The sequence below is a fragment of the Lolliginicoccus lacisalsi genome, assembly GCF_014841105.1.
Lineage (GTDB): Bacteria > Actinomycetota > Actinomycetes > Mycobacteriales > Mycobacteriaceae > Lolliginicoccus > Lolliginicoccus lacisalsi.
Map to the genome: position 1 here is coordinate 166,970 of NZ_JACYWE010000002.1, position 20,357 is coordinate 187,326.

Consider the following 20,357-nt stretch of genomic DNA (forward strand, 5'->3'; position numbering starts at 1 on the left):
GGCTGGGCCCCGCGCCGCTCAGGCCGAGGCCAGGGCCGGCACATAGTCCGACCACACCGGGTCATGAGCGCGGATCTTCGACACCAGGTGCCAATGGCGTCCCGCGGGGGCGCGCAGCGGCGCGGCCAGCGTCCAGCCGATCTCGCTGAGCAGCTTGTCGGCCTTTCGGTGGTTGCATCGCGTGCAGCACGCCACGCAGTTCTCCCAGGCATGGGCGCCGCCCCGGCTCCGTGGGATCACATGATCGATCGTGTCCGCGCGGCCACCGCAGTACCCGCACCTGTTCCGGTCGCGCTGCATGAGCGTGGTCCGGGTCAACGGCACGCGCGCGATGTAGGGCACGCGCACATAGGTGGTGAGGCGGATCACCGATGGGACCGGGATAGGCCCATCCGCGGCATGGATGATCATGCCCGACGCATCGGGATGCAGTACTTCCGCGCGGCCTCGCAGGACCAGGATGATCGCGCGACGGGCCGGCACGGTGGTCAACGGCTCGAAGCTGGCATTGAGGAGCAGGACACGTCGGTTGCTCCAGCCCTGGCGCGACGGGGTGCTCGATCGGGCCCGCAGTGACTCGTCGGCGTGGTCACCGCTAGGCATGCATTGTCGGTGGTGGGCTTCCCTCGCGTGACGTCTGGACATCCGGCCTCCCATGAGCGCTGCTTACCAGTGAACCGAAAAAATTCGTTTCGCGCACGGCGAATAACGCAAGCAGCCAGGTAATACCCGGTGAACTTCGCCCCGCGCGCTCCCCCTGCGCCTCGCAGGTGGGATGCGCGCCGCCTGATCCGTACGATGGGCGCCGTGCTCGCCAACGTCACGGAAGCTTTCGAATGGACCGACACCAACCGCGAATGGCTGATCCAGAAACCCTTGGAACTCCTCGCGTACATCGTGGTGGCGCTGCTGCTGCGGTGGGCGGCGCACCGCTTCATCGACCGCGTCACCACTCGCAAGCGCAAGCCCCCACCTGGCAACGGGCGCCGCAACACCGACGCCGCACGGCGCGACGAGCGCCGCGACCAGCGCCGCAAGACCCTCGCCTCGGTGTTCAAGTCCACCGTCTCGCTGCTCCTGCTCACGTGGGTGGCGCTGACGGTGCTCAGCATCATCGGCCTCAACGTCGCACCGTTCATCGCCTCCGCGGGCATCGTCGGCATCGCCGTCGGCTGGGGTGCCCAGAGCCTGGTCCGCGACTTCCTGTCCGGCATCTTCATGCTGCTCGAGGACCAGTACGGGGTGGGTGATGTCGTTGATCTCGGCGATGCCATCGGCACCGTCGAGACCGTCGGGCTGCGCGTCACCACTGTCCGGGGCATCGACGGCACGCTCTGGTACGTGCGCAACGGCGAGGTGCTGCGGGTCGGCAACTTCAGCCAGGGCTACGCCGTGGCGGTCATCGATGTCGCGCTCGCCCGCCCGGTCAATGTCACCGAGGCCGCCCGCATCGTCGAGGAGACCGCTGCCGCCGCCGTCCTCGACGATCCCGTCCGCGATCACATGCTCGAGGCCCCGGCCATGCTGGGCGTGGACCAGACCACCGCCTACACCGTGACGCTGCGGTTGACCGCGCGCGTGCGGGCTGGCAGCCAATGGGCGGTGCAAAGGTACATCAACAGCAAGGTACTGACGGCGCGCGAGGCAGCGGACATCACCATCCACGCGGAGAAGGCCCACCAGTGATCGCACGATCATGCCCCCGCAAGGCATGATGGAGGGCAATGGCCATGAACGAGACCCCTTACCGGACCTTCTACGAGGAAGTCGGCGGCGCGGAGACCTTCCGCAAGCTCGTCGGGCGCTTCTACGAGGAGGTCGCACGCGATGAGATCCTGCGCCCCATGTACCCCGAGGAGGACCTGGGCCCCGCCGAGCGCAGGTTCCGCATGTTCCTCGAGCAGTACTGGGGCGGACCACGCGACTACTCCGACGAGCGGGGACATCCCCGCCTGCGCATGCGGCACATGCCCTTCGTGATCGGACCCGTTCCGCGCGACGCCTGGCTGCGCTGCATGCACATCGCGATCGCCTCCATCGACTCCGAGACCCTCGATGAGGAGCACCGGCGCGAGCTGACGCAATACATGGAGATGGCCGCGCACTCCATGGTCAATAGCGCCTTCTAGGTCACTGCGCGCGCGGCTTCCCGCCATCAAGCCCATGTTGTCGGCCTGGGCGCCGAGGCGCGGTACTGGCGGTCGGAGGCCGACGACCTCGGCGGAACCACTACCCCCGCGCGGCGGGGCTGGCACCATGGAATGATGACGGCCAACGCGCGCTCGTGGTGGCAGGATGCGGTGATCTACCAGATCTACCCACGATCATTCGCCGACAGCGATGACGACGGCATCGGCGATCTCGGTGGCGTGCGGTCCCGGCTCGGCTACATCAAGGCCCTCGGGATCGACGCGGTGTGGCTCTGCCCAGTAATGCGCTCCCCCATGATCGACCACGGCTACGACGTATCCGACCCCCGCGATATCGATCCAGTGTTCGGGGACCTCGCCGAGATGGACGCGCTGCTCGAGGACGCGCACGAGCACGGCCTGCGCGTCCTCATGGACCTCGTGCCGAACCACACCAGCAGCGAGCACCCCTGGTTCGAGGAAGCCCTGCGGTCCGGACCGGGCAGCCCAGCGCGGGCTCGCTACCTGTTCCGGCGCGGCAAGGGCCCCGAGGGGTCCGAGCCACCGAACAACTGGGCAAGCGTGTTCGGCGGACCAGCATGGACACGGATCACCGAGCCCGACGGCAGCCCCGGCGAATGGTACCTTCACCTGTTCGCGCCCGAGCAGCCTGACCTCGACTGGACCAACCCAGAAGTCCTCGATGACCTAGCGACGACCATGCGGTTCTGGCTCGATCGCGGCGTGGACGGCTTCCGCATCGATGTGGCCCACGGCATGGCCAAGCCCGAGGGGCTCCCCGACGGCGACCCGACAACCATGACACCGCTCTACAACGGCGACGGCGATGCCCGCTTCGACCACGACGACGTTCACGACCTCCACCGCCGCCTGCGCGCAGTGATCGACGAGTACGAGGACCGGGTGCTCATCGGCGAGATCTGGGTGCGCGATCCGCGACGCTTCGCCCGCTACGTCTCCGATGGGGAGCTGCACCTCGGGTTCAACTTCCAGCTTCTCGAGGCCAAGTACAAGCCCGACGAGCTCCGCAGCGCCATCGACCGCTCGCTCGACGCGGTGCAGGGCACCCCGGCACCGCCGACGTGGACACTGTCGAACCACGATGTCCCGCGCGAGGTCACCCGCTACGGCAGCGGCGACCACGAGCGCGGCTCCAACCGCGCGGCCGCGGCCCTGATGCTCGAGCTAGCGCTGCCCGGGGTCGTGTTCCTCTACAACGGCGCCGAGCTCGGCCTCCCCAACGTCGACGACCTCCCCGACGAGGCCCTCCAGGACCCCGTGTGGGAACGATCCGGCCACACCGACCGAGGACGCGATGGAGCCAGGATCCCGCTGCCCTGGTGGGGCACCGAGCCGCCCTACGGATTCAGCGGCGCCCGCGATACTTGGCTGCCGATGCCCGCGGACTGGACCGGCCTCACCGTCAAGGCGCAGAGCTCGGACCCTGGCTCGTTCCTCACCCGCTGCCGGCACGCCATCCGCATGCGCCACGAGTTGCTGCGCGACACGAGGCACGCCATCGAATGGCTCGACGGCCCCGGCGCTGTGTTGCAGTTCCGGCGCGGCCGGGTGCTCTGCATGATGAACCTCGGATCGCAGCCCGTCGCGGCGCCGGAGGGACGGATCGCGGCGGCCAGCAGCCCCCTCGCGGATGGTGCCGTGCCACCGGATACGACCGTGTGGGTGATTGCCTAGCGGGTGTGTGGGCGCCCAGCCGCGAGTGCGTCGGCGCCCAGCCGCGGGTGTGTTGGCGCCCAGCCGCGGGTGCGCGAAAAACGACCGCATTCTTCACGGAAGCTGTCGTTTTTCGCACTCTTGCGGGGTCGGCGTGGCAACCCAGCCCCGCGCGCGGGCGATCGAGAGCGGGGCGGGCTAGCGGGTGAACAGGGGCATCGAGGCGCGGCGGGCGTAGATGCTGCCATAGCGCGCGTCGATACGGGTCCAGGCGGGGTGGTGGCGCACGCGGACACGCTCGTCCTCGCTGGGCGCGCGCGGCACGAAGCCCATCCCAGCGACAGCGAACACGCTCCGCATGGTGATGGCCGCTGTGACGTCCGCGCCGTCGGTGACGGTGATGACTTCCTGATCGAGCAGGGAAACGGGCGGGCCCTGGCTGCTGCCATGCTCGCGCGCTACGGCTTGGCCCTGCTCGGCGAGGGCAATGATGCGGCTGGCGGGGATGTCGTCGATGTGGGTGAACCCGTCATGGGGCGGGAGGGCTCCTTGCCAGGCGGAGTCGAGGCTGTAGCCGGGGTCTACGGTGAGGCCGTGGGCGCCGCGGAGGTTGTGCAGGAGGTGCTCGGCGGCGGCAACGAGGTCGGCGGGCGTGCTGCGGCCGGGGATGGTGCGGGCGGCGAGCACGTCGAACCCGGTCCGGGACCAGATGGTGAAGTGCTTGGGGCCGCGGTTGGTGATCCGCACGACAGCCGCGTCGTCGAGGCGGAGCGCTCGGGTGAGGAACGTGCCGAGGTCAGCGGTCGCGGAGGGGCTGCCAATGAGGATTTGTCTCTCGCCGGTCATGGTTGGTGGATCAGCTCCGCACGTAGTGCTGCAGGTAGTCGCGCTCGGCCGCGGTGAGGCGCCGGAGCCGCTGGGTGTCGATGTCGAAGGCCGCGAGCTGGATCGTGGCCGTGACCGCTGGCGGTGTGGCGATGTTGGCGTCACGGGCGCGCACTTCGTAGCCGATGGTCCAGTCGGCGCTGCGGAGCCGGTCGACCCACATGTCGACGGTGAGGGGCCCATCACTATGCCGGAGCTGCCCGCGGTAGCGGACGTGCATGTCGACGACGACGGCCCCTGCCCCGAGCGCCGCGGTGGGCCGGTCCGGGGTGAGCAGCCAAGGAATGCGGGCTTCCTCGAGGAGGGTGACCATGCGGGCATGGTTGATGTGCTGGAAGACATCCATATCGGACCAGCGGACGGGCACGAAGGCCCGGTAGGTAGTGTCCGTCGCGGGGGTGCCTTCTTCACGTGATGCTGGTGTGGCGTGGGGCTCCCCCGCGGATGTCACCTTCCGGCCTCCGATCTCAGGCTGCGTGAATAGACCATGCTGCGTATCTGGCGTGCCGCGACCGACAAGGTGGCGAGGTCAAGGGTGCCGGAGTTCGCGATCTGGGTGAGCGATGACCGTGCCCGCTCGAGGCGGGACGCATTGGACAGTTCCCATTCGTCGATCTTTTCCTCGGCACTCTCATCCGGTTCCCCATAGTCGAGGACGTCGAGGCAGAGCGCTCGGGTTGAACCATACAGGTCGTCGCGGAGGGCGAGGCGGGCGAGCGCGTGCCAGCGGTCGCCGCGGGCGAGTCGGGAGACGGCCCCGTGGAGGGTGTCGATGCCCAGGTGCGCGGTGAGGGTGTAGTACAGCTCGGCGACCTCGCCGAGTTCCCGCTCCGCGAGGTCGGCGACCTCGACGATGTCGAGCAGGCAGTACTCGTGGAGCAGGCCGTGGACGCGGGTGGCGAGGTCGCGCGGGGCGCCGATCCCAACAGCTTCGTCTACGCGCATCTTGAGGAACTTGGCATCGTTGCCGTGCAGCCAGTCGGGGACCTTGGGCCCGAGCTCCCGCACACTGATGGCGAATCGGTTGATCTCGGCCCCCACGGCGATGGGCTGGGGCCGATTGGCGAGCAGCCAGCGCGATGCCCGGTCGAGCAGCCTCCGGCTTCCCAGCATGAGCTGATCGGATGCCTGCGTGGGCATGTCGGCGTGGCGGATCTCCTCCCACAGCTCGCGGAGCCCGAAGATCTCGGTGACGGCGGCGAATGCCCGGATCGAGTCGGTGGTCGTGGCGCCAGCATCCTCGGCGAGGCGGAACGTGAAGGTGATTCCGCCATTGTCGATCGCCTGGTTGGCGAGCATGGTCGTTACGATCTCGCGGCTCAGGGGGTGCTTGCGGATGGCCTGGTAGTGGTTCTCGCTCAGCGCCGTGGGGAAATAGGCCGGCAGCCGCGTGGCGAATACCTCATTGTCCGGGAGATCGCTGGCCATCAGGTCATCCTTGATGGCGAGCTTGACGTGCGCGAGGAGGGTGGAGAGCTCCGGGGAGGAGAGCCCCTCGTTGTTCTGCATGCGCTCGTTGATGGCCTCGTCCTCGGGCAGTGCCTCGATCTCGCGGTCGAGGCCGCGGTTGGCGGCGAGGTCGGCGATCTGCCGGGAATGCACGCTGAGGAGCTGCGCGGCGTTGGCACGGCTGGTGCCCATGAGCTCGTTCTGCATGCGGTTGTCGTACAGCACGAGCTCGGCCACCTCCTCGGTCATGGAGGCGAGCAGGTCGTTGCGGTCCTCGGGCTCGAGGGCGCCGGTGCTGATGAGCGACTCGAGAAGGATCTTGATATTGACCTCGTGGTCGGAGCAGTCGACTCCGGCGGAGTTGTCGAGGGCGTCGGAGTTGACCTTGCCGCCGTTGCGGGCGAACTCGATGCGTCCCTTCTGGGTGAGGCCGAGGTTGCCGCCTTCGCCGACGGCCTTGACGCGCAGGTCCGCTCCATTGACGCGGATGTTGTCGTTGGCCTTGTCGCCGACATCGCCGTGGGTTTCCGCGGAGGACTTGATGTAGGTACCGATGCCGCCGTTCCAGAGCAGGTCGGCAGGCGCGAGGAGGATCGCCTTCATCAGTTCGGGCGGCGACATGCTGGACTGGTGCGCGGGCAGCCCGAGCGCGGAGCGCATCTGCTCGCTGACGGGGATGGACTTGACGCTACGGGGCCAGACCCCGCCCCCTTCGCTGATGAGGTCCTTGTTGTAGTCCTCCCAGGACGAGCGCGGGAGGTCGAACATGCGGCGCCGCTCCTGGTAGGAGGTGGCGGTGTCCGGGCTGGGATCGATGAAGATGTGCCGGTGGTCGAAGGCGGCGAGGAGTCGGATGTGCTCGCTGAGCAGCATGCCGTTGCCGAATACATCGCCACTCATGTCGCCGATGCCGACGACGGTGAAGTCCTGCGTTTGCGTGTCCACACCGATCTCGCGGAAGTGTCGCTTGACGGATTCCCACGCTCCGCGCGCGGTGATGCCCATGACCTTGTGGTCGTAGCCGGCGGAGCCGCCGGAGGCAAAGGCATCGCCAAGCCAGAAGTTGTAGATGCCCGCAACCTCGTTCGCGATGTCGGAGAACGTGGCGGTGCCCTTGTCCGCCGCGACCACGAGATAGGAGTCGTCCTTGTCGCGGCGCACCACGTCGCTGGGAGAGAGGGTGGCTTCGGTGACCTGGTCAAGGTTGTCAGTGATGTCGAGGAGACCGGAGATGAAGAGCCGGTAGCAACGGATCCCCTCGGCGCGGAATGCCTCGCGGTCGGCGCCCGGGTCGCCGGTGGGCACGGGCGGCTTCTTGACGACGAACCCGCCCTTGGCGCCCACGGGCACGATGACGGCGTTCTTCACTGCCTGCGCCTTGGCGAGGCCGAGGACCTCGGTGCGGAAGTCCTCGCGGCGATCCGACCAGCGCAGGCCACCACGGGCGACCTCGCCGAATCGCAGGTGCACGCCCTCGATGTGCGGGGCGTAGACGAAGATCTCGAAGCGGGGCCGTGGCTTGGGGATCTCCGGGACGTTGCGCGGGTCGAACTTGAACGACAGCACCTCGCGGTAGCGATGCTTGGGCACCATCGTGTCGATTCCGGGCCGGGCGCCGACGAAGTAGTTGGTGCGCAGGGTGGCTTGCATGAGGCGCAGGTAGGCACGCAGGATGCGGTCGGCATCGAGGCTGACGACCTTGTCGAGCCGGGCGTTGACGTCCTTGCTGAGCTCCTCTGCCCGCGACTTGGAATGGTTGACCGGGTCGAACGTGGCCTCGAACAGCTCGACGAGCACGGCCGCGGTGGGGGCGTTCTCGAGCAAGACCTCTTCGATGTGCGCCTGGCTGTACGGGAAGGTGATCTGCCGCAGGTAGCGCGCGTAGGCGCGCAGCATCGCGGCTTGCCGCCAGTCGAGCCCCGCGCGCAGGATCAGCTCGTTGAACCGGTCGGCCTCGGCGAGACCGTTCCAGATGGCGATGAACGCGTCGGTGAAGCGCTTCTCGAGGTCGCCGCCCACGTGCGGCTCGTTGATAGTGCCAACAGGCATGGTGGGCAGGGTCTGGGCGAGCTCCATGACAGATTCGCTCTGCCGGGTCTCGGGATGGACGAGCAGGCTGAAGTCGTAGATCCAGCTCGGCTCGCCGTCGAGACGATCAAGGTGGTAGGGCCGCTCGTCGAGCACCTCGACGCCCATCGATTGCAGCACCGGCAGGATTCGGCTGAGCGAGACCCCGTCACCGGTGAGGTAGAGGGAGAGCTGCCAGCGGCCCGGCTCGGCATCGCGCTTGCGATACAGCGCTAGGTCGATATCGCCTTCACCGAGCGCCTCGATGCGGCGCAGGTCCGCGATGGCCCGCGAGGGAGCGAAGTCCTCCTTGTAAGCCTGCGGGAAGGCTCCCGCGAACCGGTTCGCCTGGGTGGTGGGGGCGGTGGGCTCGCGGTGCGCGACCTCGTCGGCGAGGTGGTCCTCCCAGCTGCGGGTGGCCTCGCTGAGCGTTTGCTGGAGACGCTCGCGGGCTTCCTCGGACACGTCGGGGGCGGTGCTGGCGCTCCAGCCGTCGGGAATGCGAATAGTGAAATGCACCTGCGCGACCACGGATTCGGTGACGCGGGCGGTGTAGTCCACGCTGGAGCCGGCGAACTCAGCGCGCAGGATGTCCTGCATGGCGTGTCGCACACCAGTGCGGTAGCGATCGCGCGGCATATAGACGAGCGCGGAGACGAACCGGCCGTTGGGATCCGCGCGCAGGAACAGGCGAAGCTCCCGGCTCAGCCCGATCGCCACGACCTCGGTGACGGTGCGATGCAGCGTATCGACGTCGACCGTGAAGAGCTCGGTGCGCGGGTAGGACTGGATGATCTCCAGCATCGATTGGCCGGTGAAGGAATCGAGCGAATGCCCGGCGTTGCGCAGGACCTCGTGCACGCGCGAGGCAAGGACGGGCACGTCAAGAACATTCTCGTGGAGACCCGTGACGGTGAAGATACCGAGGAAGCGGTGCTCCCCCGTGATCGTGCCGTCGTCCGCGAAAATGCGCACGCACACGAAGAACGGGTAGACCACGCGCAGGGACATCGCCGGCGCCTGCCCCTGGGCGAACACCAGGATCCGCTGGGCCTCCGACTCGTCGGAGTAGAGCCGGAACCGAAGATCGGTCATCTCCGGGGAGCGCAGCACGCCGAGCCCGCTACCGGGCACCATGCTGAGGTGCTGGCCATCCGCGGCGCCCGTCTCGTAGCGGCGGTAACCGAGGACGCGGAAGTTGCCCGCCGCGAGCCACCGGAGCAGCCCGGCTGCCTCGTTGGCCTCGGAGCTTGGCGCGGGCCCGGTGCCGCGGCCCGATTCGAGCTCGGTCGCGATGTCCGCGAGCGTGCTGCGCATCGTGGGGGTGTCCGAGACGACCTGGCGGACGTCGCTGAGCAGCTCGCGGATGCGGTGGGCGATCTGGTCGAGCACCTGGCGCTGCGTCCCGGAAAGCTGTAGATGCATCCAGGACTCGGCGATGGCGTCGTCAGGCTTGGTGAAGGTGGTGCGATCGGCGAGGACCTCGAGGAGGTTGCCGTCGCCGTCACGCCGCACGATAAGCACGGGATGCACGATCTGCTCGACGCTGATGCCTACTCCGCCGAGCAGCGCGGTGACTGATTCAACGAGGTAGGGCACGTCATCGGTGACGATCTGCAGCACTGATCGGGTGGAAGCGCTGCCATTGGGTTGGCCGTTGCCCTCGGCCCAGATGGCGACGGCTGGAGCACCAGGGTCGCGGCGGGCGGCGAGGTCCCGATGCTTGGCGAGCAGGTCGTAGGCGCGCTGCTGGTGAGCTCCCGAGGCTTCGCTGGGCTTCTGCCGGGCGGTGTCCGCTGTGGTCGCGGGGATCGCATCCTGCCGGTAGTAGGTGCGGTAGAGCCGGGTCAGGTCGCCGTCCGCGCTGGTGTCCGGTTCCACTGGCTGTGATCCTGTCTCCGGCTCGGTGTCGAGGGCAGTGTTTGCCGTGGCGTGTACGCGGGAATCACTCATTGCCTTTTGCCTCCTGACGCAGCACCATCTGCCACGAGGCTATTAGGCGTGACCAAGTTATGGGCACACTTGAGCAAAGTTCACCGGGGGGCGAACATTTCGCGGCTAGGTGGCGTGATACTTCGTAAGTGCTGCACGTTCGGTGTCGGCGAGCGGCCGCGATGAGTTCGTCGTGGCGTCGAACGCGACGAGGATCGCATCGACCGATCCGGCGCGCTTGCCCTGGCTATCGAACATAGTGTGACGAATGGTGAACGAGCTGCGTCCGATCGCAACGACAGCAAGCTCGACGGTGAGCGGCCCCGACTCGGTGAACAGGGGCCGCTCGAAATCGGCTTCCATGCGACGGACGACGATGGCCCGCTCAGGACCGAAGCCCTCCGAGAACTCCTCGCCGATGAAGCGAACGCGCGCTTCCTGGGCGTACTCGATGAACTTGGTGTTATTGACGTGCCCAAGCATGTCGGAGTCGCCCCACCGGATCTCGACGGTGGTGGCGTAGGGCGCGATCGCTTCAGCCATGCCCCTAGTCCCTTGTCAGCTTGCGGTGGGTTACTCGGTGGGGGCGCGCCGCTTCGGGCCCCATGCGCTCGATCTTGTTCGCCTCGTAGGCCTCGAAGTTGCCCTCGAACCAGAACCACTTGGCCTCATTGGTCTCATCCCCTTCCCACGCGAGGATGTGGGTGCAGGTGCGATCGAGGAACCAGCGATCGTGGGAAATGACCACCGCGCAGCCGGGGAACTGCTCGAGAGCGTTCTCCAGCGAGCCGAGGGTCTCGACGTCGAGGTCATTGGTGGGCTCATCGAGCAGGATGAGGTTGCCGCCCTGCTTGAGGGTCAGGGCAAGGTTGAGGCGGTTGCGCTCGCCACCGGACAGCACGCCTGCGGGCTTCTGCTGGTCGGGCCCCTTGAACCCGAACGCGCTGACGTAGGCGCGGGAGGGCATCTCGGTGTTGCCGACGTGGATGAAGTCGAGCCCCTCGGAGACGATCTGCCAGACGGTCTTCTTGGGGTCGATGCCGCCGCGGTGCTGGTCGACGTAGCTGAGCTTGACCGTGTCACCGATCTTGACGACGCCGGAGTCCGCTTCCTCGAGGCCAATGATCGTCTTGAACAGCGTGGTCTTGCCGACACCGTTGGGGCCGATGACACCAACAATGCCGTTGCGAGGCAGGGTGAAGGAGAGATCCTTGATGAGCATGCGGTCGCCGTAGCCCTTGTCGAGGTTCTTGACCTCGACGACCACGCTGCCGAGCCGGGGCCCGGCCGGGATCTGGATCTCCTCCATGTCGAGCTTGCGCGACTTCTCGGCCTCGGCGGCCATCTCCTCGTAGCGCGCGAGGCGGGACTTGCTCTTGGCCTGGCGGGCCTTCGCGCCCGAACGGACCCATGCGAGCTCATCCTTGAGCCGCTTCTGCAGCTTCTGGTCCTTCTTGCCCTGGACCTCAAGCCGCTCGGCCTTCTTCTCCAGGTAGGTGGAGTAGTTGCCCTCGTAGCCGTGCGCCTTGCCACGCTCGAGCTCAAGGATCCACTCAGCGACGTGGTCGAGGAAGTACCGGTCGTGTGTCACGGCCAGGACCGCGCCGGCATAGCTCGCGAGGTGCTGCTCGAGCCAGAGCACGCTCTCCGCATCAAGGTGGTTGGTGGGCTCGTCAAGGAGCAGCAGGTCAGGCTTGCTCAGCAGCAGCTTGCACAGCGCGACGCGGCGGCGCTCGCCACCGGAGAGCTGGGTGACGGGCTCGTCCGGCGGCGGGCAACGAAGCGCGTCCATCGCCTGCTCGAGCTGCGACTCGATGTCCCAGGCGTCGGCATGGTCGAGCTCCTCCTGGAGCTTGCCCATTTCCTCCATCAGCTCATCGGAGTAATCGGTGGCCATGAGCTCAGCGATCTCGTTGAACCGGTCAAGCTTGACCTTGAGCTCGCCGAGGCCCTCCTCGACGTTCTGCCGAACGGTCTTCTCCTCGTTGAGCGGTGGCTCCTGCTGCAGGATCCCCACGGTCTTGCCCGGAGCGATGAACGCGTCGCCGTTGCTGGGCTGATCAAGTCCCGCCATGATCTTGAGCACGCTGGACTTGCCGGCACCGTTGGGGCCGACGACACCAATCTTCGCTCCGGGCAGGAACGCCAGGGTGACGTCATCCAGGATGACCTTGTCACCGTGCGCCTTCCGCACGCGCTTCATGGTGTAGATGAACTCAGCCACAGTTACCTCTCGACTTCGACATGTTTGCGTTCTTGAGGATGCACGCGCCGACGCCGGCGTGAGGCAGGCGCAAAGCTGCCAGTTTCCGGCGGGCGAGCCGCATCGCGCGGTGGCCACCAGGGGTGGAAACCCTCGCGTTGAAGGTTAGCGCAGATGGCCTCCAGGCTCACACCGCGCGACTCCGGTGCCCGACCCTACGCCGCCACAGGCTCGCTGGCACCGTCCAGTTCGGGAGAATCGTCCCCAGCGGTGTTGGCTTGCTCGTGCCCGGTAGGCACATCTGTCGCGAGGAAGCTCGTCTCGTCGCTGTCCTCGACCGCGACGCCCGCGTCCGGCGCATCGACGTCAGCGGTGGCAGCAGGAGCATGGCGGGCGAGATCGACCCCGATGGCGCGGGCCCGCATCTCCAGTGCGGAGCGCTCGACACCATCCTTGTCGGTATAGGTACTGCTGTAGAGATCGCCATGCACGATCACCGGATCGCCCTTGGCCACGGCACCTGCGACGTTGGTGGCGGACCGGTTCCAGCAGTTGACGCGCACGAACAGCTTGGTGCCGTCACGCCATTCGCTGCTGGCCCGGTCGTAGACGCGCGAGGTGGAGACGACGGTGAATCCGGCGACCCGGTCACCACGTGAGTTCACGGTGCGCGGCGCAACGGGAGTGATGACCGTGCCGATGACTGTGGTGCTGCATTCGTACATGAGTGCTCCCTGGATGAGTTCCTGCCCGCTGGCGGTCAGCAGGCAGTACTAGCGTCGCGGGGACGGTCCGGCCGATCCACTGCTCAAGCGGATCTGTGGATAAGCCGGGCCCTGTGGATAACTGGGGCGGGGGTACGTGCGACCGCCGCACCGTGGTGAAGCGCGCGCGAGTGGGCCGGGACAGGGCGGGCAGTCGCCATCGGTCGCGCGCGGGCGGGCCGGGGCAGGGCGGGCGGTCGCCACCGGTCGAGCGCGGGCGGGCCGGGACAGGGCGGGCGGTCGCCATCGGTCGCGCGCGAGTGGAAACTTTTCCTCCCTCACGCGGGCAAAGTTTCCACTCCCGCGAGGGCGCCACCCGCGCCACCGGCGGTCCAAACCACCCGCGGGCCAAACCACCCGGGCGCAACCGTTCCTAGCGCTCCCGCCTGGCGAGCTCGGCGAGCATGGCGTTGTAGGCAGCGAGATCAGCGTCGTCATCCTTGTCCGCGGCGCGATCGACGCGGCGCGCTACCCGGCGATCACTAGCGGACCATTGCACGAGCAGCGCGAGCATGACGATCACGATGGGGATCTCGCCAGTGCCCCAGGCGATGCTCCCGCCGATGGCTTGGTCGTCGAGCAGGTCGGGCACCCATGGCAGCGCGAGCTGCTGGTAGAAGTCGCGGCCCATTACCGTGTCCATGTTCATCAGCGCGATGCCGAAGAACGCGTGGAACGGCAGCGTCGCCCACAGCAATGCCAGCTTGCCGAAGGGCTGCAAGGGGTGCGGTGAGGGGTCGACGCCGATGATGACCCAATAGAAGAGGTATCCGGTGAGGAGGAAGTGCACGTTCATCAGCACGTGCGCGGTGTGGCTGTCCGCGGCGGCGCTGAAGATGCCGCCGAAGTAGAGGATGTAGAAGCTGGAGACGAACAGCACCGCCGCGACGATCGGCTGCGTGAGGGCTCGCGAGACGGGGCTGTGCACGCCGGCGACGATCCATTCACGCGGCCCGGGCACTCCCCCGCGGCCGGCTGGCGGGAGGGCGCGCAGCGCGAGCGTCACGGGGCCTCCGAGCGCAAGGAGGGTGGGCACCAGCATGGACAGGATCATGTGGGAGCTCATGTGGACGCTGAACATCGCGTGGGAGTACTTGCCCATGCCGGAGGAGGTGGCGAGCAGCAGTGCCGCGCAGCCGGAGAGCCAGGCTATGGTGCGGCCGATCGGCCAGGCGTCGCCGCGCCCGGAGAGCCGTCGCACGCCGAGGATGTAGAGGGTGGCGAGAACGATGGCGGCGGTGCCGAATATCAGGTCGAAGCGCCACTGGGTGAGGAAGACCCACAGTGATGGCCCTTGCTCGAGCTGGTAGCCGAGGGCGACCTCCTGGAAGCTCGGGATGCTGCTCGGCGCGGGTGGCGGGGTGCGAGCAAGCCCGACACCCAGGCCGACGGTGGCGGCAAGAAGCAGCACTTCGATCGCGGCGAGGCTCACGAACGGCCCGCGTGCGCGCGGATCGGTGGCAAGGCGATCGACGACGCGGCGGCGCTGCATGTACCCGAAGGCTCCGAGGATGCCGAGCATGATCGCCTTGGCGACGAGGAGCCATCCGTAGGTTGTGGTGAACACGTCGCCTGGGGCCACGCGAACCAGCGCATTGATGACACCGGATACCCCGACGGCGAGGAAGGCGATGCCGGCGATCCAGGAGTAGCGCCGCACCGCCACGTCGAGATGAGCGCCCTTGAACCAGGCGTGGACGAGCAGCGCGAACAGTCCGCCGAGCCAGACGGCAGATCCGACGACGTGCCAGAAGAAGCTGTTGGTGGCGATGTCATGGCTGCCGCCGGATGAGGAGTGCCCGGTGACGACGAGCGGCATGAGTGCCAGCAGCGCGCCCGCGAGCACGAGCGGGGTCCAGCCCCAGCGCAGCACGATCCGCGCGCCGAGCGCGACTGCTGCGGCGAGGATACCGGTCCACGCCCACGCGAGCGCGGATTCCACCAGCGGGATGCTGGGCCACAGGTTGCCTGGCTGGAGCGCGACCCGGAACGGCTGGCCCGTGGTGTCGGACAGGACGAGCGGGACCAGGACGAATGCACTGGCGGCTTGCAGCGCGGCGGCACCGGAGGCGATCCGCAGGGAGCGGTAGCCGGCCACATCGACGAGGCCGTTGGCCTGCGGCGCGGCGAGGAATGCCGCATGCAGCGCGGCTCCGACGGCGGCGACCCCGGAGACGATCGCGATCGCCTGCATCGCGGGCAGCCCGTAGCGGGTGACGATGCCGGGATCGGGCAGTCCGAGCTGGGCTAGCGCCTCGGTCGCGGAGAGTCCACCGAGCGCCATCGCGACGAGCGCGGCGAGCCCGAGGGCACCGAGCGCCACAGTGGCGAGCCCGGCGCGCGGGGACGCGATCGCCGGGGGTTTCTGATCGTCATCGGCGCCCAGTGGCGACGCGGTGGACGGTGCGGAGGCCATGCCTCACAGGGTACGGGCGAGTGGCCCTCGTGCTGAAACGCCAGGAGCGAGATCTTCGTGACAACGAATTGCGAATATTTGTCCACAATATGTAATGAATGGGACGAACCGTGTGATAGTTCACAATAGGACCCGCGCCCGACACACATCACACGTGTGCCTCACGAACCAGGAAGCAGCCCATGACATCCACCCAGACCTCCCCCGCGCGCGCCGCGGACCGCAAGCGCAAGATCCGCGCAGTCCTCGCGGGCGGCGTCGTCCTCGGCGTCGGCGCGACCGTCACCCTCGCGGCCTGGAATGACTCCGTCTTCGTCCAGGGCGACTTCGCGGTCGGCGACTTCAACATCCAGGGCGACGTGCACGACGGTTCGGGCTTCCAGGAATACGACGACGAACTGGCTCCGGGCATCCTCCAGCTCCCATTGATCGCCGAGAACCTCGCGCCCGGCGATACCGTCCACGCTCCCGTCTCGCTCCGGGTCGACCCCGCCCGCAACAGCTACGACGCGGATGTCGAGCTGCGCGGCGGCACCTGGGCCGCGAGCCTCCTCGCCGACGAGCTCCGCTATACCGTCTACACCGACGTCCCCGTAGCAAGCTGCGAGAACGGCGACCTCTCCGCGGGCAGCCCACTCGTGGGCTCGGACGCGACCCCTGTCACCCTCGATACTGGTGCCGGCACCGTCCCCGGGAGCCCCGCGTTCACGCTGCCCAATGACTCCACCATTCTCGACCTCTGCTTCGCCGTCACCCTTCCCGCGACGGTCGACATGACCAGCGTGCCGCCCAACTCGACTGCCACCGTGCTGTGGGAGTTCTACTCCGAGCCCGTCAGCTGATCCATGGCACCACGCGATACCCTGCTGCGGCGCGGCCGCGTCGTCGCCGCAGCAGGCATCGTCCTCGGCACCGGTGCCACTCTCACGCTGGCGTCGTGGAGCGATGCGACCTTCACCACGGGAACCTTCGGTGTGGGCTCGTTCGGCATCGAGGCCAGCACCGACAACGGCGCCACCTGGTACCAGGACGAGGACATCCTCGCGTTCACCGTTGCCGCCGCAGGAGTCCGGCCAGGCGATACGCGCTACGCGCCACTGAGCGTGCGCACCGAATCCGGCTCGCTGGGCGCGCTCGCCACCCTGGGCGGAGCCACCAGCGAAGGCGCGACCGCAATATTCGACGCCCTGCGCTACCGCGTCGTCGAGACCAACACATGCGACGCGAGCGCGTTCACCGCGGGCGCGAGCTACTTGGTCGGGGCCAGCAGCGTTCGCGCCACCCTCGGCACCGGATCCGCCCCCGAGGCGATCGCCCTCGACGCGGCCACAGCCTCACCGGGAACAGCGAGGCACTACTGCTTCGAGCTGCACCTGCCGGACACGACGCCCAACTGGACCAACCCTGCCCTGCCCGGCACCACCGCCCTGGCCCGCTGGCCGCTCACCGCCAGCTCCATAAGCTAGCCACCCACCGACACCCGGGAAACACATCATGTCCTCACGCAGCGCCACCCGGCGCAGCATCCCCGCGCGCATCGGCCACCTCGTGCGCGAGTCACTGCTCAACCTGCTCGCCGTCTCGGGACTGGTCTGCATCGTCCTCGTCATCATTGCGGTCGTCTTCAACATCTCCCTCATCATGTTCAAGACCGGCTCGATGAACCCCACCATTCCCCAGGGCTCCCTCGCCGTGGTCCGCGAGGTTCCCGCCACCAGTGTGGAGGTCGGCGACATCGTCACCGTGGACCGTGGCCGCGGCAGGCTCCCCGTTACCCACCGCGTCATCGGAATGGAACCTGGGCCGGATGGCACCACCCACCTGACCATGCAGGGCGACGCCAACCCCCAGCCTGATCCCGCGATCTACCGCGTCAGCACCGTGCGGGAGATGGTGACCAGCTTCCCGGGGCTCGCGCACGTCGTTGTGCGGCTCTCCGATCCCCGCGTGATGGGGCTCATCACGATCCTCGCGGCGCTGCTCGTCGGCTGGGCGTTCTGGCCCCTCCGCGAATACACCGACGATGATGCTGACGGCGAGGGCACCACCCCCGCAGTACCGACCACCACTGGAACCTCGGCATGATGCCTCGCGCTCGCCTCGCGCTCGCCACCGTGGGCGTGCTCGCGCTTGCCTTCCCTGCCGCCGCCGGGATCGTCACCCCGACCGATGCGGCATTCACTGATCAGGTCGATGCGCTCGGCGAGGTCACTGCCGGCGCCTGGCCCACCTCGGGATACGCCCGCGGCACCGCCGGGAACACGGTTGTCAGCGGCACCAGCGTCAATGGGTCCACCTCGTTCCGGGACGAGGACCCTCCAGGGCAGAGCACCGCGGGTGGCGGCTTCAGCAACACGGGGCTGCTGTTCTCCCTCAACGGCGATGCCAACACTTGCGCCGCCTACGCCGTCGGCACCGGCGGCCCGCACAGCAACTGCGCGACGCCGCCACCATCCGATACTGACTCGACGAGCACGCTCAACAGCTATAACTTCAACCTCGCCGTCGCTGGACTGCTCACGATCGATACCCTGATCCGCCTCTCCAGTCCCATCACCACCAGGACCACTTGCGCCCTCGACCCCGCAGGGACGACCACGAGCGCGCCGACCGGAACGGTACAACTGCGCCGCACCGCTCTCGGTGCATACAACTCATACCCCATGCCCACCCCCGGCACTCCCACCACATTCAACTTCAACTACGTCGCTCTCACAGCCGCCAACATCAGCGGCCAGGTGGAGACCACCACCCACCTCGATACGACCAATGGCGTCGCAGTGTCCGAGGCCCGCCTCTACGTCGAGGTCCGATCCTTGGCGCTGGTCACCCTCGCCACCATCGATACCGTGCTCGGTCGCTCCGAATGCTCCCTCTCCGGGCCAGCCCCGGCCGCCATCGGCATGCGCAGCCAGCCCGCCGACATCGATGCCGCGCGGGCAGAGGCAGAGGCAGAGGCACTGGAAGCCGAGGCGCTGGAAGCCGAAGCTCTGGAAGCCGAAGCGTTGGAGGCCGATCCGTTGGCGACCGAGCAGCCGCAGGAGGAACCGCTCGCACGAGACGACGAACCAGCCACCACCGAGGCGACCAGCGAGCCATCACCCGAGGCGGCAACCGGGAACGACACCACGATCACCGAGACGAGGATCCCCACCACAACAATCGCACCGGCACCACCCACAACCACCGCGCCAGCGCGGGAACCCACCACGTCGACCGCTCCCCCGCCACCCGAGCCACCGGGGACGACAAGCGCTCCGGCACCCGCGGAATCCACCACAACGGCCCCGGTGACGAGCCCCGAGACAACCTCCACGCCCACCACCAGCGAGGCCCTCGAATGAGCCGTGGCCTGGCCCCGAGGGGCCCCGGCAGCGATCCGCTACACTGCCAACGCGCCTAACAACGCACGCCTCCGTAGCTCAGGTGGATAGAGCAAGGGCCTTCTAATCCCTAGGTCGCAGGTTCGAGTCCTGCCGGGGGCGCTCACCGGGCAGGTCCGGGCACCCTCGGGCCACTCCCGCCGACTCTGGAGGCCCTGGAGGCTCGCTTCCCAGCCGCTCGATCCGCAAGTGTGCGGTTTCGCACCCTTCTGGGCGCTTCCGAGGGTGCATTCGGTAACACTTCCGGCCTGCCCCAGACCGGCCGACCGACGAACCGGCCCGGGAGCCGACCGACGAACCGACCGACGAACCGGCCCGGGAGCCGACCGACGAACCAGCCGACGAGCCAACCTGGGACTAGCCCACGATGCTCGCGACGCTAGCGCGGGCAGTCCTGCCCACACCGAGGATGGTGGCGGAGCCCGGGCCCGTCCAGTCCCCGTATCCGAGCAGGTGAAGCCGGGGCTCGCGGGCGGCGCGCGTCCCGGTCATGGTGATGGTGCCATCGTGCTCGCGCAGCCGAAGGGGCCGGAGATGATCGAGGGCTGGGCGGAACCCGGTGGACCAGATGATGGCGTCGACGGGAGTCTCGGTGGTGCCCCAGCGCGCTCCGTCGCGGGTGAGGGCGTCGAACATCGGTTGCGGGCGCAGGTCGCCGCGGTCGCGAGCGGCGCGGACCTCGGGGACCATGACGATATCGCCGAGCCCGGAGATCCCGCCGGGGTCTGGTTGCCCGGATTCGAGCGCGATGGCTCGGCGGGTAGCGAGCTGGAAGAGGACCCGTCCGTCTACGTCGTCGGGCAGGTATCGCGGCGGCCGGTGGGTGGCCCAGGTTGTCCTGGTGATCGCGGATAGCTCGGCGACGATCTGCGCTCCGGAGTTGCCTCCGCCGACGACGAGCACGTGCTGACCGGTGAACTCGTCAGGTGCCCGGTAGTGGACGGTGTGGAGCTGCCGGCCCCGGTAGGCGCGCGCGCCGGGGTAGGCGGGCCAGAAGGGGTGGGTCCAGGTGCCGGTGGCGCTGATGACGTGCTGGGCGTGCCATTCTCCGCGAGTGGTGCCGACGATCAGTCCGTCTGCTCCAGCGGTGACGGAGCGGACGTAGGTGGGGCGCTCGATGGGAAGCTGGTAGCGCTCCTCGTACCGGGCGAGGTAGTCGACGACGTGGCTGGCCGGGGGAAATCCGTCGTGCCATGGCGGCATGGGCCAGCCCGGCAGCCTGGCGTAATCCGCTGGGGAGAACAGGCGCAGCGACGGCCAGGTGCGTGGCCAGGCTCCGCCCGGTCCGGTGCTGGCATCGAGAATGACGAAGGGAACCTGTGCGCGGCGCAGGTAGTAGCCCGCCGCGAGCCCGGCCTGTCCCCCGCCGATGACGAGGACGCCGGTGGTGCTGGGTTCCATCCAGGGGCCTCCTGCCGGGATTGCGCGCACTCC

The 20,357-nt window shown here is 68.0% G+C and carries 16 protein-coding genes and 1 tRNA gene; 8 read left to right on the forward strand and 9 right to left on the reverse strand.

Annotation, left to right across the window (positions count from 1 at the left end; all coding sequences use genetic code 11):
* Window positions 1-18 precede the first annotated feature (18 nt).
* Window positions 19-603, reverse strand: a complete 585-nt coding sequence (locus HT102_RS04265; RefSeq protein WP_225443215.1) for an HNH endonuclease — start codon at window positions 601-603, stop codon at window positions 19-21.
* 195 nt (window positions 604-798) lie between these two features.
* On the opposite strand from HT102_RS04265, the gene HT102_RS04270 reads away from it, so the two are divergent.
* The 3 genes from HT102_RS04270 (at window position 799) to HT102_RS04280 (ending at window position 3,845) form a co-directional block, all read left to right on the forward strand.
* Window positions 799-1,686, forward strand: coding sequence for a mechanosensitive ion channel family protein (locus tag HT102_RS04270; protein WP_192038175.1), 888 nt, complete (start codon window positions 799-801; stop codon window positions 1,684-1,686).
* A 44-nt stretch (window positions 1,687-1,730) separates the two neighbouring features.
* Window positions 1,731-2,129 (forward strand): globin, encoded by a 399-nt coding sequence (locus tag HT102_RS04275; protein ID WP_192038176.1) that lies wholly within the window; start codon window positions 1,731-1,733, stop codon window positions 2,127-2,129.
* A 135-nt stretch (window positions 2,130-2,264) separates the two neighbouring features.
* On the forward strand, window positions 2,265-3,845 hold the full coding sequence (locus tag HT102_RS04280) for a glycoside hydrolase family 13 protein (protein ID WP_225443216.1): 1,581 nt from the start codon (window positions 2,265-2,267) through the stop codon (window positions 3,843-3,845).
* 177 nt (window positions 3,846-4,022) lie between these two features.
* Here HT102_RS04280 and HT102_RS04285 read toward each other — a convergent pair whose 3' ends face one another.
* From HT102_RS04285 to HT102_RS04315, 7 genes are all read right to left on the reverse strand, one after another.
* On the reverse strand, window positions 4,023-4,670 hold the full coding sequence (locus HT102_RS04285; protein WP_192038178.1) for a hypothetical protein: 648 nt from the start codon (window positions 4,668-4,670) through the stop codon (window positions 4,023-4,025).
* A gap of 10 nt (window positions 4,671-4,680) precedes the next feature.
* Window positions 4,681-5,076: an acyl-CoA thioesterase gene (locus HT102_RS04290; RefSeq protein WP_333473303.1), complete on the reverse strand. Its 396-nt coding sequence runs from the start codon at window positions 5,074-5,076 to the stop codon at window positions 4,681-4,683.
* Between the two features lie 80 nt (window positions 5,077-5,156).
* On the reverse strand, window positions 5,157-10,178 hold the full coding sequence (locus HT102_RS04295) for an NAD-glutamate dehydrogenase (protein ID WP_192038179.1): 5,022 nt from the start codon (window positions 10,176-10,178) through the stop codon (window positions 5,157-5,159).
* A gap of 105 nt (window positions 10,179-10,283) precedes the next feature.
* The gene (locus tag HT102_RS04300) at window positions 10,284-10,700 is read right to left on the reverse strand and encodes an acyl-CoA thioesterase (protein ID WP_192038180.1); all 417 of its coding nucleotides are present in this window, start codon (window positions 10,698-10,700) and stop codon (window positions 10,284-10,286) included.
* Window positions 10,701-10,704: 4 nt separating this feature from the next.
* Complete coding sequence (ettA, locus tag HT102_RS04305; RefSeq protein ID WP_192038181.1) at window positions 10,705-12,381, reverse strand: energy-dependent translational throttle protein EttA; 1,677 nt, start codon at window positions 12,379-12,381, stop codon at window positions 10,705-10,707.
* 194 nt (window positions 12,382-12,575) lie between these two features.
* Window positions 12,576-13,085, reverse strand: coding sequence for a single-stranded DNA-binding protein (locus HT102_RS04310; protein ID WP_192038182.1), 510 nt, complete (start codon window positions 13,083-13,085; stop codon window positions 12,576-12,578).
* 412 nt (window positions 13,086-13,497) lie between these two features.
* Window positions 13,498-15,540, reverse strand: a complete 2,043-nt coding sequence (locus HT102_RS04315) for a cytochrome c oxidase assembly protein (protein WP_192038183.1) — start codon at window positions 15,538-15,540, stop codon at window positions 13,498-13,500.
* 182 nt (window positions 15,541-15,722) lie between these two features.
* On the opposite strand from HT102_RS04315, the gene HT102_RS04320 reads away from it, so the two are divergent.
* From HT102_RS04320 to HT102_RS04340, 5 genes are all read left to right on the forward strand, one after another.
* Window positions 15,723-16,382: a SipW-dependent-type signal peptide-containing protein gene (locus HT102_RS04320; protein WP_192038184.1), complete on the forward strand. Its 660-nt coding sequence runs from the start codon at window positions 15,723-15,725 to the stop codon at window positions 16,380-16,382.
* Between the two features lie 3 nt (window positions 16,383-16,385).
* Entirely contained in the window at window positions 16,386-17,006 is a 621-nt protein-coding gene (locus HT102_RS04325; protein ID WP_192038185.1) for a hypothetical protein, read from the forward strand.
* A 28-nt stretch (window positions 17,007-17,034) separates the two neighbouring features.
* Window positions 17,035-17,625 carry a signal peptidase I gene (locus tag HT102_RS04330; RefSeq protein WP_192038186.1) on the forward strand — a complete coding sequence of 197 codons (591 nt, stop codon included), beginning with the start codon at window positions 17,035-17,037 and terminating at the stop codon, window positions 17,623-17,625.
* The gene (locus HT102_RS04335) at window positions 17,622-18,884 is read left to right on the forward strand and encodes a hypothetical protein (RefSeq protein ID WP_192038187.1); all 1,263 of its coding nucleotides are present in this window, start codon (window positions 17,622-17,624) and stop codon (window positions 18,882-18,884) included. The genes HT102_RS04330 and HT102_RS04335 overlap by 4 nt, the downstream gene beginning before the upstream one ends.
* Window positions 18,885-18,951: 67 nt before the next feature.
* A tRNA-Arg gene (locus HT102_RS04340) sits at window positions 18,952-19,025 on the forward strand.
* Window positions 19,026-19,280: 255 nt separating this feature from the next.
* Here the strand turns inward: HT102_RS04340 and HT102_RS04350 are convergent.
* The gene (locus HT102_RS04350) at window positions 19,281-20,324 is read right to left on the reverse strand and encodes an ArsO family NAD(P)H-dependent flavin-containing monooxygenase (RefSeq protein WP_192038188.1); all 1,044 of its coding nucleotides are present in this window, start codon (window positions 20,322-20,324) and stop codon (window positions 19,281-19,283) included.
* Window positions 20,325-20,357 lie beyond the last annotated feature (33 nt).